We start from the raw sequence: 15106 nt of genomic DNA, 5'->3' as shown, positions 1-15106 counted from the left end.
ATTTCAGTGGTAGTTCAATCGAAGTTCATTTGAAGTCCGGCGGATTAGCGGCGGTCACGAGGGGGCGTTTAGGAGCGGACCCGATGGTCATACCGGGCACGGAGCCGAGCCAGAATTTCGGCGTTTTGCTTGGTCTTTTCTTCTTGCTCGGCACGAATCGCGTCCACGGTGGCTGAATCGATGGGGTTGAGCCCGAGGCGTTCAGCGTTGTTGATCAACTCGTCACGAACCCGTACGACATCCTCAGGCATGCCCATCAGCTCAAAGCGATACAGGTACGGAACCTGGCACTTGTGCGAGATCACGTCCCCGGAGATGCAGTAATCCGGCCCGAAGTTCGAGTTGCCCGCCGCTATGACACCGCGAATCAGGCTGCGGTTGTGCTCGTTGTTCAGGAAGCGGATCACCTGTTTCGGAACTGGCCGCGTGTTTTGCTGGCTCAACGACACTCCCCCACCGTAGGTTGGGCAGATCAGCACATAGGGCTCATCAACGACCAACGGCTCATCCTTGCGGTATAGGGGAATCCTTTTGCTAGGTAGTCCGAGCTTGTCGACGAACCGGCGGGTGTTCTCCGTAACGGAGGAGAAATACACGACGAGCACGAGCGACTCACGTCCCTTCTTGAAGTGATGCCATAAACAAAAGCCACCGAAACTTTAAGGGGGGGTAGTCGGTGGCAGTGTATGAGAGAGAGATGGGTGGCTACGCGGCCTTCTCAGCCAAACCGCGGATGCGATCTGGGCGGAAACCGGACCAGTGCTCGCCATTGACCTCGACGACTGGCGCCTGGAGATGTCCGAGAGCGAGAACATAATCACGTGCTTCATCGTCCATGCTGATATCGACGAGGGTGTAGTCCAGCCCGGCCTTGTCGAGGGCTTTGGTAGTGAAGTTGCACTGCATGCAGGCTGGCTTGGTGTACACGGTGATGGTCATGGAATGCCCTTCTTCAACTCTCTGCGCCCGCACTGACGTTACTGACGTTACCGACGTTACTGACGTGCGATGCGATACGACGAACTATAAGGGCTTTTTCGAGCCCTTCTGGAACTTTTGCCCCGTTCGGGGCGACACCACAAAACCCTATACTTTGTGCCAGTTCAACGCAAACAACACTACATATAGTAGTTACACCCTTGAAATTCCCAGGATGACACCGAGGAATCACCTACATGTAGTTCAAAGTATCCGCGGCTGCGCCTAACGCGAAATAACAATGATGGCATTAGAGCTGCGCCTTTAGCTTCCATTAAGCGCAGTATAAGCTTTCGTGGACCTGTCATACTCCCCCTTTTCGGGTGGTTGACGCAGAAACTTGCCCATAGCGCGCCAAAAAATACGACTGCCCTAGGTGCTCTCCTTGAGAGCGTGCCTAGGGCAGCCGTGATAGGTTCCTGCGCAGTCTAGCCTTGACGGGCCTTGAAGCGCGGGTCCTTCTTGTTGATCACGTAAACCTTGCCACGACGGCGCACAACCTGAGCGCCCGGCTTGTTCTTCAGCGACCGAAGCGAATTGCGGACCTTCATCGGACGCTCCTTTCTTTCGAGAAGTGAATAGATCATCGGCGACCGTCCCCCAAAAAGGAGAGGCTACCGGCAACGACCAGCTTTAAAGCAGCCGGTATTGACACGGGGATTCATATTACCCGACCACTAGCCAGGAACCAAACCTCCCGCAAGGGCCATTGCTACTTGGAGTACTTGTATTCCAGTTCACGGCTGACATCCTCCAAGCTGCGTCCCATCGTCTCCGGCACCATCGCACGGACGAACCCAAGAGCAACCAGGCCCAGCACAGCGAACATCACAAATGTGCTGGTCGCGCCCAACGCTTCGACGAGGGGCAGGAAAAATTGTGCTACGGCCCAGTTCGCCGTCCACAACGCCAGCCCAGCCAGCCCCATGCCTAGCCCGCGGATTTGCGTGGGAACCAGCTCCGAGATCAACAGCCAGGTAGTCGGCGAAACCGCCGCCTGCTGAGAGGCGATAAATATTGCCATGAGCGCCAATGAAACCATGGCCAGTGCGGTATTACCGTGGGCTGCACCATAGACAGGTGCAAGAATCGCGAGGGCGATCACATTACCGACCAGGCCGATAGTCAGCAACCGTTTTCGCCCGATCCGGTCGATCACCTGCAGCCCAACCCAGCAGGCCACCACAGAGACCAGCCCAATGACAATTGAGGTATACACCGAGTTCTGAGTGGATAGGCCCACCTGGTTCATCATGGTGGGCGCAAAATACACAATCGCGTTGACACCGGTGATTTGCTGGGTGATTCCCAGAAGCGCCGCAACTAAGACGGTGATCTTGAGCCAGCGGTGCTCCTTCAACCGACTCCACTGCCCTTGTTGTGCTTCGCGTTGCGCTGCGTCTTGCTCGGTGATCTCGGTCAGCTCCGCCAAATCCATCCCGGCGCGCGTTGCGGTAGCGCGTGCTTCGTCGACACGTCCTTGACGGGCCAGCCACACTGGAGTGTCACTCAGAAAATACATACCAATTGTCAGGATGAGGCCAGGCACGGCTGCAAGCCCCAGCATCAGTTGCCAATTCTCGGTGGGCGCAAGCAAAGAGTTGACGAGGTAGGCCGCCAGCTGCCCTACCACGATCATGAGAGTGTTCAGCGACACCATCTTCCCGCGCACCGTTGCTGGCACCATCTCGGAAATATACATCGGCGCGACGATGCTGACAGCACCCACTGCAATACCCAAAAGCGTGCGTGCCGACGACAACATCAGCACTGATCCCGACAGGGCGCACCACACTGAGCCGACAATGAAAATGATGCCTCCCACCATCAATGTTGCGCGCCGCCCGATTTTGTCCGCGGTTGCTGAGCCTGTTAAGGCGCCAACAGCGGCTCCCACCAGCAGCATGGAGGTCACCAATCCTTCTTCAGTGGCGGACATCCCGAATTCGGGGCTGACGAATAGCAGGGCACCGCTCATAACACCGGTGTCATAGCCGAAAAGGAGGCCAGCGAACGCGGCGATACTAGCGACAGTGCGCACGTAACGACGTTGCTCCGGCGTGGTTGTTACCCCACGGGTATCGGGGGTGGAACTGGGAGTCTTCATACGAACATCTTTGCCTTTAACTACGATGGTTGTCATGTCTCACCCAGTCGATGAAACACAGAAAACCATCATCGAGACGCTGGTCACCCGCCCCTTGATCGATCCAGCAGAAGAGATTGATAAACGTATCACTTTTCTGCTGGATTATCTTGCGGTAACCGGCGCAAAAGGATACGTCCTCGGCATCTCTGGTGGGCAAGATTCCACCCTGGCTGGACGGCTCGCCCAACTAGCCGTCGAAAAGCGACGAGCAGACGGACACGACGCAACCTTCTGGGCGGTACGCCTCCCGCATGGAGTGCAATCCGACGAAGACGACGCGCAAGCTGCCCTGGAGTTTATCCAGCCGGACCGGCGCCTTGTAGTGAACATCGCACCCGCCACCGCCGCGATGAACAAGGCGGTATCCCACGCCCTAGGAATCGACGCACTAGCCGATTTTAACAACGGCAATGTGAAGGCCCGTCAACGCATGATCGCACAATACGCAATTGCCGGCGAAGTCGGAGCACTGGTAATCGGCACTGATCACGCCGCAGAAAATCTGACAGGTTTCTTCACAAAACACGGAGACGGTGCTGCAGACCTAGTCCCCCTGGCAGGACTAAACAAGCGCCAAGGAGCGCAGCTGCTGAAACACCTGGGCTGCCCACCGCAGCTCTACCAAAAGGTCCCCACCGCCGACCTCGAAGACGACAGGCCAGCACTTTCCGACGAGGAAGCACTGGGAATTACGTATTCAGCGATTGATACTTACCTCGAAGGCAAACCAGTCAGCGAGCAAGACCGCGAGCGCATCGAACAGCTATGGGCTACAGGACAACACAAACGCCACCTGCCACCAGGGCCGCACGACACCTGGTGGAAGTAGCATCCCCTCAAAGAAGGGTTAGGCGCCCAACAGGTCCAGCGTCGCCTCGGCAGCCTGAATAAGGTCCAAGGCGTAGGCCCTGCCGTGCGTTTGGGTGTGTACCGCCAGCGGGTGCAACTGATGCATGGGCAACTGCTCGCGCCAATGACTATCAAGCGGGGCTACAGACTGGTACCCGGCTACGATGTCGTCGAAAAACGGCGCCCCGAAAAGAGCGAGCATCGCAATATCGGTCAGCGCGTGGCCTCCGTGGGCTGCGGGATCAATAAACCACGGCCCGTCTGCTGAGAACATCACGTTTCCGTTCCAGAGATCGCCATGAATGCGGGCAACCGTAGAGTCCTCATCAGTGCGTTCAATCGCCTCGCACGCACGACGAACGGTATCGAGGCCTTCGTCGGCAAGCGTGCCACCGGCGTGCGCCGCCTCAGCGAAGGGCAGGACGCGCTGGCGGGTGTAGAACCGCGCCCAACGATCAGTCGGAGTACATTCCTGCTGAATACGCCCAATGAAGGTGGGGCCACCCCACCCGGCCGGTGGAGCACCAAATGCGTCGGCTCCCTGGGCATGAATTCGGGCAAGTTCACTACCGGCGGTGCGTGCCGATTCGGCGGTGGGGCGACTGCGCCGGATCCGCGGAATAGTCAACGAATTATTCGCTTCGTCTACGTCAAGGACTTCAATAACCCGGTTCGATCCTTCGCGCAGCCAACGCAGGCCAGCAGCCTCAGCTGCGGCGGCACCGGGGGCGGATCCTGACTTGGTGAAAGTTTCTTTTCTCATCGTTAACCACATTAACGAAAAAACCGGAGTGCGCGCTAGGTTTTCGCGTCGCACAACGGCGCTGGCTTACGTCGACGTTTATTTTGATACAAGGCTCTGGGTGGCAGCAGGTAATGCTCTGGTGGGTGCGCAAGCCTGAGCGCTTGACACCCACCCGCGTTCGCTTGCGATTCCAACGAGCACGAGAAGAAGCGCCCCAGTTAGGATGTCCCGTTGCAAACTGTCTGATTGATTTCTCGTTCCAGGCCAACTGGGTCATCGACGGATAGGATGAGGCGACTATACTTGAACGACGGATCAACTTCAATGACGAGCACATCGGCTGCGCCGGTGACGTTCCAGAAGTGGCGTTCGTGATCTTTGCGGTAGGTCGCTGACACCTTCTTACCGAGCGTATTTAACCCCGGAGCTCGCAGCCCCTTCGGTTCTTTCACGATACCTGGATCATGCGTGGCACCTCGCACGAGTGAGAGTGGCACACGGACTTCATTCGTTAACGACCACAACTTGTCTAACCCTCGCGGGGTGACAATAAGTTCTTCGCCCTGAATTTCGACGTTATTACGAGTCATGTTTTTCCTCTTTCTTAACAGCTTTGGCCGGCCGCCTCGGTTAAACCAGCCCGGCCAAGTGCACGCCGACCAAGGGCTTGGGCTGTAATTCCGTTTGTATCGATAATGCGTTGGATCAGTTCAGCAATTTCAGGACTGTGGGATGCAATCTCGAAAACTGCAACGTTGATCAGATTCAGCAGTGTCTCAGGATCGTCCTGCAGATCGGTTGCTGGCAGCTGCCCATCCGGCACTACAGATTGACTCCACTGCTCTGCCGCATGCTCAAGTACTGCGATAAATATTCCTTGCTTCGATCCAAAGATCGAGTACAGACTACCTCGGGCCACTCCAGTGACTTTCACAATCTCATCAATCGACGTTGCGTTATAGCCCCGCCTCACTAACAACTCACCCGCCTGTCGCAGGAACGTTACGGTGTCAAACTCTCTCGGTCTTGCCACAATTCTAGAATAATCATTCTAGAACAGGTAGTCAAGAATTGGGGTGTGAATGATTCCGGCCCATCACAACCACCGATGTAGCTGGTATTCACGGCTTAACCTGAACCTCGATAGCGCCGCCAACCGTGCCCGCTTGGAGAAGGGGTGAGTGTTGGTGGTTCCTTTACCGGAGTACTGGACGAGTTCTGTTTGCACGACATCCCAGGTTGCTGGTTCGACGATCGCTGGATAGTCACCGGCCACGTAGTACTGGGGTACTTCACCTTCATTGACCTTCATGGGTTTGGTCAGGAAATCGGTGGTGTAAGCCTTTTCCTGCAGCTTCAATCGTCCCGTGGTTGACCACTCAATCTTTGCTGCATCCAGCCTCCAGCCGGAGCCCAGAAAAATTTGCAGAAACACATTCGGTTGCCAGTTTTGGAAATCTCTTGGGGAAAAACGAAAAATGACAACCGAAGAGAACAGTGAAGCCGGGAGAACAGAGGCTGGGAGCACACATTTTGTCCCTCAAGCCAGAAATCAAAAAGACGCTCACTTTGTATCAAAATGAGCGTCCTAGTGGTGGAGCATATGGGATTTGAACCCATGACCCCCACAATGCCATTGTGGTGCGCTACCAACTGCGCCAATGCCCCTTTAAGGTGATGAGGTCACTATACCCCGCCCCGTGGGCCAGACAAAATCGCCCCCAAGCTCACACCCCATGCGAAGCTTAGGGACGAGACGTTGCCCAGCTCCTACTTGGCTACCACATCAATCCAGGTATTAATGTCCTCCACCTGGACAACCTGGCCATCGACCAGAACACGTGGAGAGGAGACATCGCCGGTCTGTTCGTTGAGGTAATCAGCATTCGCCTGAGCCACGCTCGTGGCCTCATCGATGTACTCAGCATTACGGATCGCATCCACAGTTGCGGCGTCTGCACCGTATGCTTCAGCTAAGTCAGCGAACTGTTCATCGCTCCACTGGTTGTAAATCTCTTTCTGTTTCTCCATCATCGTCTTGCGGAAGTTCCAGTACAGATCCAAGTCACCACTATCCGCGGTGGCCAACACAGCCGCCAGAACCCTGGTGGAGTTACCTACCTGGCCGCGGTCTAGGAAGTTCAGGCTACGGATCGCAACCTCAAGGTCACCCGCCTTGATCTCCTCAAGCATCTGCTCATCGGTGTTCACCGCAAGTTGAGCACAGTAATTGCAGGAGAAGTCTTCAAAAAGTTCAGCATGCGGAGCTTCTTCACCACCGTCGGCAGCGGAAAGCACGATGGTGCCCTCGTCCTTGTCGTAGGTCATCTCAACACCTTCGACCGGAACCATGTTCTCCGCCATCTCGGCAGCTTTCTGGCTTCGACCGTTGTATACGATGAAGCCAATAACAATCGCTGCAATAACCACGACGGCGACAATTGCCCAGATGAACCCAGTATTGGAACTCTGGTTTGGGTTTTGGACCTTCTTAGTACTCACTCTTACACCTTATCATTTGGGTTAAAACGGAAATTTCTCGTTGACTTTTGCTCACGAACTGTAATTCTATGTGCCCCACTGTGAAGCTCTACCACTGTGATACGTTGTGAGCCACTGTGAAACAACGTGTCACAGTGTTATGGGTAGATGGCCCATTTTTTAAACGGGCGGTAGACAATGTACAAAGACATCGCCGCAAAAACAACGTCGCGCAAAATCGTACTGAGGTAATCCGTGGAGGGATCATCGCTCTGGGGAGAGAAACATCCGCAGTCGATCTCGAGTCCTCGGGCCCACGCTTGCGAGAGACCAATAATGAAAAGCACCATGACTACGGCAGACAGCTTTGCCGACGGGCGCAACCACAGCCCGAGCAGAAGGAACAAGCCACCCGCAATTTCCAACGGGCCAATCAGCTGCGCCAGAATATCCGACCAGTACGGGGTGAATATTTCATACGCAGCAATAGATTGGGTCACCGCCATCCGGTCCCCAATTTTCGTGACTCCACCGGCAATCCAGACGATTGCAAGCCCGAATCGGCAAAGCGCACCAATGGCATCTAGAACCGTCGCGCGGCTGATTCGGGGTGGTGTCTCTTGCTGCTTTTCGATCACGGTCACACAGAAACCATAGCTCACACCAGCCCATTAAGACCAGCAAAAGAAGTCAGCATTCTTAAACAGGAAACGCCACCCGCGACCGAACATGAGTAGTACGCGTGCTGGAAATGGCACGCGCCTACCGCTCAAGCCGGGTTACTTTGGTGTGTCATGATTATGGTGGACAGTGGAAGCTGGAGTATCTGTTGGGCTCTTGGTGTTTTTCTTGTGGAAATGCACTCTCTCTTTGGTCGATGGAAATGTGCTGCGGTCATGGCACTGGGCGTGACGGTCTGGTACGTGGGGTGAACCACTAGCGGCATGGGATGTTTCGTGGTTGGGAGAGTTGTTGGTGGGCTTTCTTGCTCTTTTGGCTGCCTTTTCGGTTGGTACTGCACGTCGTTTGCTGCTCATAGCGGAGGAGAATCAACGGAACCGATCAGAACTGGAGCAGGTAACAGGTAAAAGGACGGATTGATGTTGCCATAGGCTTCACGACGGTGTGGCTGATTCCTTGACCCGCATCGTCTTGCTAACCGCTCCGGAAAACACCGGGAAACAGGCCGAATCTATAAGAAGAATGGTTCATGAGGAAGCACACACGACCATCCGCTCTCTGCGGAGCATTCTGGGTTACCTCAAAGGTGAAACGGCGTTTGTTGTGGCTGAGCATGAACATGAATCCCACTAAGGGCTTTTAAACTCTGAGCTAGAAAATGAGTTGGCGCAGTTACGTCAAATTGGATTACAGTTCTTCAAGCCGTCCAGGAGGCTGCTGCGGGCCGAACATACATTGATTCGGACATTGCTGGCCGTTTAAAGCAATATCTTCGGCCGGTAAAGGAGGATTCGACTTGTGCAAACTCCGTAAACATTGTGCCGACAAAGCGGGAGGCACAAGTATTAAACCTCCTATTAGAAGGGCTTTCTAATCAGGGCATTGCGAAAGAATTAAACGTCACTGAAGCAGCCGTGAAAAAACATGTCGCTAATCTTCTAGTCAAGTATCGGGTACCGTTGCTACTCCAACTCTAGTGGTCCTTCTGGAAGATCTGCGACGTAGTCTCAGCAACAAGCGCTGACTACGAAGAACGGAAAATCTACCACGATGTGCGCGACTTCTTCGCCAGCCTCCAAAACCCACCCGCGCTGAGTATGGAAGTCACAATGCAGCTTTTAGCGTGTCACTGCAAATTTTCCCTTCGACACGCTTATTTCCACAGTGTGACTTCCACATTCAGCGGATGTGGGCATAACAGCGCTAGCCTAGTACGCCGTCTACCAGGGCTTGGGCTTCCTTTTGCACCTGGGCTAGGTGGTCGGCGCCCTTAAAGCTTTCGGCGTAGATCTTGTACTTGTCTTCCGTGCCGGATGGGCGTGCAGCAAACCACGCGGATTCCGTGGTCACCTTCAAGCCACCGATAGGGGCATCGTTTCCAGGAGCATTCGTGAGCTTATCGACGATCGGCTCACCCGCCAGCTCGGTCGCCTTCACATCTTCCGGCGACAAGGCTTTGAGCGTAGCCTTTTGTTCACGATTCGCCTCTGCATCGGTGCGCGCGTAGGCAGGAGCGCCGAACTCGTCGGCAAGCTCGGCGTAGCGCTGCGATGGGGTCTTGCCAGTCTTCGCAGTGATTTCTGCTGCCAGCAGGTCCAAGATAATGCCGTCCTTGTCAGTGGACCAGACTGTGCCGTCGTGGCGCAGGAAGGACGCACCTGCAGACTCTTCACCACCGAAGCCGACCGAGCCGTCGATCAAGCCTGGAACGAACCATTTGAAGCCCACTGGCACCTCGACGAGCTTCTTGCCCAGGGACTTCACCACATTATCGATCATGGACGAAGAGACCAGGGTCTTGCCCACAGCGGTGTTCTCACCCCAGTTCGGGCGGTTAGAGAACAAGTACTCGATGGCCACCGCGAGGTAGTGGTTGGGGTTCATCAGGCCATGGTCTGGGGTGACAATGCCGTGGCGATCCGCGTCAGCATCGTTGCCGGTAGCGATGTCGTACTTGTCGCGATTGGCAATCAGGGAAGCCATCGCGTTGGGGCTGGAGCAATCCATGCGGATCTTGCCGTCTGTATCCAACGTCATGAAACGCCAGGTCGCGTCGACCTCTGGGTTGACCACCGTCAGGTTCAGCTTGTGCGCTTCAGCGATAGCCCCCCAGTAGTCCACAGATGCACCACCCATGGGGTCTGCGCCGATCGAAAGATTAGAGCTGCGGATCACGTCCAAGTCCAGGACGTTCGGCAGATCTTCGACATAGTTACCCATGAAGTCGAACTTCACGGCACGGTCATCGAGCACGCCCGTAACCGCTGTGCGTTTCACACCCTTAAGGCCTGCGCGCAGGTATTCGTTTGCGCGGTTGGCGATCCAATCGGTCGCATCCGTGTCGGCAGGTCCGCCTGATGGTGGGTTGTACTTGAAGCCACCGTCGCGTGGTGGGTTGTGGGACGGGGTAATCACAATGCCGTCAGCACGCTTCGGATCAGTGCCGGTCACGCCGCCATCCAGCGTGGCGTTGTGCGCCAAGATCGCGTGCGACACCGCAGGCGTTGGAGTGTAGCGGCCGCGGTCGTCGACAAGCACCTCGATCTCATTGGCGAGCAACACCTCAAGTGCTGAGACCATGGCAGGCTCAGACAAGGCGTGCGGGTCGCGCCCCACGAAAACCGGGCCACCGATATTGTTGTCGCGGCGGTAGTCAATAATCGCCTGCGTAGTCGCCCAAATGTGTTGCTGGTTGAAAGCGTTATCCAACGACGATCCGCGGTGGCCAGAGGTACCGAAAGCTACCTGCTGATCTGGGTTGTCTGGGTCGATGTCGCGGGTGTAGTAGGCGGTGACCAACTCCGCAATATCAATGAGGTCTTCGGGGCGTGCTACCTGTCCGGCACGTTCGTGGGCCATGTCAGTTCTCCTTCAACATCGGGTTCAACATCAAGTTCTACATCGGGCAACAGGAAAAGTCCCTTCTATCCATTTTGGTCGCCATCGTCACATTTATCTATCGAACTTGACCTTTCTCACTTATCAGCCGCATCTACCAGCAAGTTCACCTACCCCTACCCCCACCCGGGGGTAGCAATAGTGCCACTTTAACGGAAAGTGTTCCGCACCACAGTCCAGTCCCGCTAGTTTCTTAACATGCTTGACTCCCTCAACACCGCCCTTAGCGCCGCGTCCTCTTTCGTGTGGGGCCCGTGGCTACTCATCCCTGTCCTGCTCGGCACAGGTATCTTCCTCACCTTCCGGCTTGCCGGAATCCAATTTCGCACCCTCGGCCGTTCACTACGTCACGCACTGATTGACCAGCAAGAAGACGGCGAAGGAGACATCTCCAACTACCAAGCACTGACGACGGCTCTGGCTGCCACAGTGGGTACCGGCAATATTGTGGGTGTTGCAACAGCCATCGCCCTCGGCGGACCTGGTGCCCTGTTCTGGATCTGGGTCACCGGTGCTGTGGGCATGGCTTCCAAGTACACCGAGGCCTATCTGGGTGTCCGCTTCCGCGTGACAGACGCCAAGGGGGCACAGTCCGGTGGCCCACAAGAGTATCTGCGCCGCGGTATCCCCGGCCCTGTCGGGCAGATCCTGGCGTTTCTGTTCACTGTGTTTGCGATCATCGCGTCGTTTGGCATCGGCAACCTTACCCAGGGCAACTCGGTAGCCGCTGGTATGGAGGACACCTTCGGGGTCGATCCGTGGATCACCGGCATCATCATGTTCGTCGCAGTCGGCGCTGTCTTACTGGGCGGCATTCAGGCGATCGGCAAGATCACCTCGGCGTTCGTTCCACTGATGATCTTCGTCTACGTCACCGGCGGCATCGTCTCGCTGGTATTGATGGCAGACCAGATCCCGGCCGCGCTGGGCGCGATCTTTACTGACGCATTTACCGGTACCGCAGCCACAGGGGGCTTCCTGGGTGCTGGCATTATGATGGCGGTGCGTTTCGGCGTGGCCCGCGGCATCTTCTCCAACGAGTCTGGCATGGGCTCGGCCGCCATTGCCGCGGCAGCGGCAAAAACCTCGCACCCCACCCGCCAGGCGCTCGTGTCAATGACTCAGACCTTCATCGACACCATGATCGTCGTAACGATCACAGGCCTAGTCATCGTCACCTCAGGTGTGTGGGACCAGGGCGCAGACAACGCAGCCACCATGACTTCCTCAGCATTCTCTACTGTCCTGGGCAGCCAATGGGGTGGCACGATCGTTTCTGTTTCGCTGATCTTCTTCGCGTTTTCCACCATCATTGGCTGGTCCTACTACGGTGAGCGCTCCATCGTGGCACTACTTGGCCAATGGGCATCACTGCCCTACCGCCTGTTCTTCACCTGCGTGGTGTTCATCGGCGCGATCAGCCAGATCGAGATCGCCTGGACTTTCTCCGACTTGGCCAACGGATTGATGGCCCTGCCGAACCTGATCGGCCTGCTTATCCTCTCCGGCCTCGTGGCGCGTGAGACCCGCGAGTACCTGAAGTTTGATCCCCATCTCAAACGCTCACCCGAAGAGGTCGCCGAGTTTGTAAAAAAGCAGCAGATGCATTGGAAGTAAGATCTTGTAGATGATCAAAGAGGGACTTCTCGTTGGGGTCGGCGCAGCACTCGGTGCCCTGGCCCGGTTCGGGCTTTCGAGCGTGCTTAACGACGACATCCCCACCGTTCTCCTCATCAATATTGTGGGGTGTTTCCTCATGGGCCTGTGCAATCCCGGAAAGTTTTGGGGCACCGGATTTTTAGGCGGGTTCACTACTTTTTCGGCGTTTGCGTTAGCCACAGCCACCTCCTCGGCAAGCACCGCTTTGGGGTTGGTCGTCGTTACGCTCCTTGCTTGCGTAGGCGCATGGTTGGCCGGCGACTGGTGGCGCAGGAGAGCGTAGATGGAGATACTCTACGCAGTCCTTGCAGTTGGCCTCGGCGGTTTTCTCGGCGGGATGGGGCGCTGGGCACTCAGCTTGATTCCGCGTGCTCGGGTAGGCACTTTCGCCGCAAATATGATCGCTGCGGTGGTGTTAGGCATCGCGGTATCCGGGCCCGGTCTGGTGCCACTGGCCCTTGGCTCGGGATTCGCCGGTGCGTTATCCACCTGGTCCACGCTGGCCAAAGAGATTGGCGGGCTGGCACGGGCGAAACAGTGGCGGGTGCTTACGCGCTATGTTCTCGCCACGGTGGTTATCGGGATCATTGCCGCCCACCGTGGAACCGTGTGGGCTGGGCGTATCTCCGGCACGTTCTAATCCGCGATCGCATCCAGCGACGGGGTTTTAGCAGCACGCTGCGCCGGCCACAGGGCGGCGCGCACACCGACCACCCCAGAACCGAACAGCATCGTGACTAACAAGCCCCACGGAATGGCGATTGTATCCAGGCCCTGGTCCGCCAACACGGTAAGGAATGCCCAACCCAGCGCAAGCCCCACGACCATGCCTGCCACCGCACCAAAGACCGCGATCTGGACAGATTTCAAACTGATCATGGTGCGAATTTGGCCAAGCTGAGTACCCACAGCGCGCAACATGCCGATCTCCTGGCGGCGCTCAATCACAGACAACGTCAAGGTGTTCACAATACCCAGAATCGCGATGATCACCGCCAACGCCAGCAGCGCGTACAGGATGGACAACATCTGGTCGATCGCCACTGTGGCCTCACCAGCCATCTTCTCAGTATTGCGGACCTGGACTACGAATGGTCTTCCACAGCGTCTTCGAGGTTCGCGCGAAGCTGCTCGTGTTCCACCGTTCCATCGCCGTTGACACCCACCATTAAAATCGTGTTCGCCTGTGGTGGGACCAACTCTGTGGCAGCGTCGTAGGAGACGATGAACTTGGGGAAAACCGAGGAATGCTGGAAGATCCCGCCCACCGTTAGTTCGATCGTGTCCTGCGAGATCCCCGGTGCTGAGAGTTCGACTGTGCCTCCGACTTGCCAGCCGTGCTCGTCGGCAAGCTCACGCGGAGAAATCAGGGTGTGGCCTGCCAAGTCGCTCGAGCCTTCCGCCATCTCAAGATCGACTAATTCCGCTGGGTCACCACCCATGACGTCTGTCAAGCTGTGCGGACCAGCCTGGAACGAGTATGTACCGTCGACGGCCACGGGTGACCGCGCATAAAACACAGTCTGATCCACTCCCTCAACATCGCACACCGCATCCGGCACGTCCGCTGGGACAGGCAACGCTCCCGTTTGTGGCCGCAGCATTCCGATCGCCGTGACCAGCGCAATGCCGAACATCAAGGCGAACGCTGTCGCGGATCTGCGCCGCGGGTTACGTATGGTGTTCGTGGAAGCGAGCGTGCCGACGGCCCCAAAAGGTAGCCCGATGAATCGTCTGAACGGTGGTACCAACGGTAATTAGAGCGCCGGACCTGCCAGGAAGAAACCGATGATCACCAGCAAGGTGCCCACCCCTACGAGGATGGTCCGGTTACCCGTGGTGCCTTCCTCCCATGCCACGGCCCAGCCAGCGGTGGCGATCCCCGCACCGATCATGACTAGCCAAATAATCGTGCATGCTACAAGTGGCTGCGGGCTGGCTGCTTCGTTTGAGCGCATCGCCTCGACCGGCTCAACCTGGCCTGCGCGCCGTGCCGGAGCCCAGGCAGAAATCACGGTCACGAGCGTGCCGACGAGAATAGGAACCAACGTTGCGGACACGGAAAGTCCGAGGCCGGAATTTGGCATCGGTGTACCCATTGCCCATTACGTCGTTAGCAGTTTCACCCTAGGGCGCCGAAGATTCATAGCCCGTCCCCTGTTTGGGCGGGTTAAGTTTGTTTCCGTTCCCCTTGTTCTGGAAGGACAGTGGAACTAGTCGCTGGCTTCGGTATGGCTTATTTCCGTCCCTGTTAAGAAAATGATGCGGGGGGGTGATGCCGCCGAAGACAGTGACGTACTCAAAACCGAAAGCGTCCTAACGAAAGTATGAATTCGTTTGCAAAAGGTATCGCCACCCGCAAGATGAATGACCTGGTAGCAATCCTAAGATGAATAAAGCACCCGGTGTGCGCCTGCCCTCTTTTGGTGAGGGGTTGGCGCACTCCGGGTGCTTTGTATTTTGTTGCTATATCTAGTTTTTAGGTCGGCGGTGTCTTACTCTCCCACATCCTCCCGGATGCAGTACCATCAGCGCGGGCGGGCTTAGCTTCCGGGTTCGGAATGGGACCGGGCGTTTCCCCGCCGCTATCTACCACCGACACACCATAAAGGGCATCCCACACCAGTACTCCCCACCCAAACAGTGGGGGGATAGTGTATGTATGT

The 15106-nt window shown here is 56.5% G+C and carries 20 protein-coding genes, 1 tRNA gene and 1 rRNA gene; 6 read left to right on the top strand and 16 right to left on the bottom strand.

From position 1 onward, the window contains the following. Positions 1-68: 68 nt before the first annotated feature. The 4 genes from nrdI to CKV99_RS01485 form a co-directional block, all read right to left on the bottom strand. Entirely contained in the window at positions 69-605 is a 537-nt protein-coding gene (gene nrdI, locus CKV99_RS01500; RefSeq protein ID WP_092257432.1) for a class Ib ribonucleoside-diphosphate reductase assembly flavoprotein NrdI, read from the bottom strand. A gap of 100 nt (positions 606-705) precedes the next feature. Further along, entirely contained in the window at positions 706-939 is a 234-nt protein-coding gene (gene nrdH, locus CKV99_RS01495) for a glutaredoxin-like protein NrdH (RefSeq protein WP_092257429.1), read from the bottom strand. A 467-nt stretch (positions 940-1406) separates the two neighbouring features. Continuing rightward, positions 1407-1529, bottom strand: coding sequence for a type B 50S ribosomal protein L36 (gene ykgO / locus CKV99_RS01490; protein WP_034665258.1), 123 nt, complete (start codon positions 1527-1529; stop codon positions 1407-1409). 161 nt (positions 1530-1690) lie between these two features. After that, a complete protein-coding gene (locus tag CKV99_RS01485; protein ID WP_092257427.1) occupies positions 1691-3085 on the bottom strand; it encodes a sugar porter family MFS transporter in 1395 nt (464 codons plus the stop codon). A 25-nt stretch (positions 3086-3110) separates the two neighbouring features. Between CKV99_RS01485 and nadE the strand changes: the two genes are divergently transcribed. Further along, positions 3111-3956: an ammonia-dependent NAD(+) synthetase gene (gene nadE / locus CKV99_RS01480; protein ID WP_092257424.1), complete on the top strand. Its 846-nt coding sequence runs from the start codon at positions 3111-3113 to the stop codon at positions 3954-3956. Between the two features lie 18 nt (positions 3957-3974). On the opposite strand, the gene CKV99_RS01475 is transcribed toward nadE, so the two are convergent. The 7 genes from CKV99_RS01475 to CKV99_RS01445 form a co-directional block, all read right to left on the bottom strand. After that, a complete protein-coding gene (locus CKV99_RS01475; protein WP_092257421.1) occupies positions 3975-4739 on the bottom strand; it encodes a fructosamine kinase family protein in 765 nt (254 codons plus the stop codon). Positions 4740-4939: 200 nt separating this feature from the next. Continuing rightward, positions 4940-5311 carry a hypothetical protein gene (locus tag CKV99_RS01470; RefSeq protein ID WP_092257418.1) on the bottom strand — a complete coding sequence of 124 codons (372 nt, stop codon included), beginning with the start codon at positions 5309-5311 and terminating at the stop codon, positions 4940-4942. A 14-nt stretch (positions 5312-5325) separates the two neighbouring features. Then, positions 5326-5754: a TetR/AcrR family transcriptional regulator gene (locus CKV99_RS01465; protein WP_157728335.1), complete on the bottom strand. Its 429-nt coding sequence runs from the start codon at positions 5752-5754 to the stop codon at positions 5326-5328. A gap of 63 nt (positions 5755-5817) precedes the next feature. Next, positions 5818-6156: a hypothetical protein gene (locus tag CKV99_RS01460; RefSeq protein WP_143063412.1), complete on the bottom strand. Its 339-nt coding sequence runs from the start codon at positions 6154-6156 to the stop codon at positions 5818-5820. Positions 6157-6313: 157 nt separating this feature from the next. After that, a tRNA-Ala gene (locus CKV99_RS01455) sits at positions 6314-6389 on the bottom strand. A 102-nt stretch (positions 6390-6491) separates the two neighbouring features. Then, positions 6492-7223 carry a DsbA family protein gene (locus tag CKV99_RS01450; protein ID WP_092257408.1) on the bottom strand — a complete coding sequence of 244 codons (732 nt, stop codon included), beginning with the start codon at positions 7221-7223 and terminating at the stop codon, positions 6492-6494. Between the two features lie 137 nt (positions 7224-7360). Then, positions 7361-7846: a MauE/DoxX family redox-associated membrane protein gene (locus CKV99_RS01445; protein WP_092257882.1), complete on the bottom strand. Its 486-nt coding sequence runs from the start codon at positions 7844-7846 to the stop codon at positions 7361-7363. Between the two features lie 481 nt (positions 7847-8327). Here CKV99_RS01445 and CKV99_RS14185 point away from each other — a divergent pair, with 481 nt between their 5' ends. Both CKV99_RS14185 and CKV99_RS15040 read left to right on the top strand, forming a co-directional pair. Next, positions 8328-8516 (top strand): hypothetical protein, encoded by a 189-nt coding sequence (locus CKV99_RS14185; RefSeq protein ID WP_143063411.1) that lies wholly within the window; start codon positions 8328-8330, stop codon positions 8514-8516. Positions 8517-8701: 185 nt separating this feature from the next. Next, positions 8702-8860 carry a response regulator transcription factor gene (locus tag CKV99_RS15040; RefSeq protein ID WP_197697202.1) on the top strand — a complete coding sequence of 53 codons (159 nt, stop codon included), beginning with the start codon at positions 8702-8704 and terminating at the stop codon, positions 8858-8860. 226 nt (positions 8861-9086) lie between these two features. On the opposite strand, the gene pgm is transcribed toward CKV99_RS15040, so the two are convergent. Beyond that, on the bottom strand, positions 9087-10742 hold the full coding sequence (gene pgm / locus CKV99_RS01435; RefSeq protein WP_092257402.1) for a phosphoglucomutase (alpha-D-glucose-1,6-bisphosphate-dependent): 1656 nt from the start codon (positions 10740-10742) through the stop codon (positions 9087-9089). Between the two features lie 237 nt (positions 10743-10979). On the opposite strand from pgm, the gene CKV99_RS01430 reads away from it, so the two are divergent. From CKV99_RS01430 to CKV99_RS01420, 3 genes are read left to right on the top strand one after another with little or no spacing between them, the layout of a single operon-like run. Then, a complete protein-coding gene (locus CKV99_RS01430) occupies positions 10980-12398 on the top strand; it encodes an alanine/glycine:cation symporter family protein (RefSeq protein WP_092257399.1) in 1419 nt (472 codons plus the stop codon). A gap of 10 nt (positions 12399-12408) precedes the next feature. Continuing rightward, entirely contained in the window at positions 12409-12723 is a 315-nt protein-coding gene (locus CKV99_RS01425; RefSeq protein WP_092257396.1) for a fluoride efflux transporter family protein, read from the top strand. Beyond that, entirely contained in the window at positions 12724-13080 is a 357-nt protein-coding gene (locus tag CKV99_RS01420; protein ID WP_092257393.1) for a FluC/FEX family fluoride channel, read from the top strand. On the opposite strand, the gene CKV99_RS14645 is transcribed toward CKV99_RS01420, so the two are convergent. From CKV99_RS14645 to rrf, 4 genes are all read right to left on the bottom strand, one after another. Next, positions 13077-13502 carry an FtsX-like permease family protein gene (locus CKV99_RS14645; protein WP_231910129.1) on the bottom strand — a complete coding sequence of 142 codons (426 nt, stop codon included), beginning with the start codon at positions 13500-13502 and terminating at the stop codon, positions 13077-13079. The two genes, CKV99_RS01420 and CKV99_RS14645, sit on opposite strands and share 4 nt — an antisense overlap. Before the next feature lie 23 nt (positions 13503-13525). Continuing rightward, positions 13526-14077: an ABC transporter permease family protein gene (locus CKV99_RS14640; RefSeq protein ID WP_231910128.1), complete on the bottom strand. Its 552-nt coding sequence runs from the start codon at positions 14075-14077 to the stop codon at positions 13526-13528. A 120-nt stretch (positions 14078-14197) separates the two neighbouring features. Beyond that, positions 14198-14527: a hypothetical protein gene (locus CKV99_RS14635; RefSeq protein ID WP_231910127.1), complete on the bottom strand. Its 330-nt coding sequence runs from the start codon at positions 14525-14527 to the stop codon at positions 14198-14200. Positions 14528-14922: 395 nt separating this feature from the next. After that, a 5S ribosomal RNA gene (gene rrf, locus CKV99_RS01410) occupies positions 14923-15040 on the bottom strand. Positions 15041-15106 lie beyond the last annotated feature (66 nt).

Origin of the sequence: Corynebacterium cystitidis (genome assembly GCF_900187295.1) — a bacterium.
GTDB lineage: Bacteria > Actinomycetota > Actinomycetes > Mycobacteriales > Mycobacteriaceae > Corynebacterium > Corynebacterium cystitidis.
Note: the sequence above shows the minus strand (reverse complement) of the source record. Positions and strands in the feature narration are given on the sequence as shown.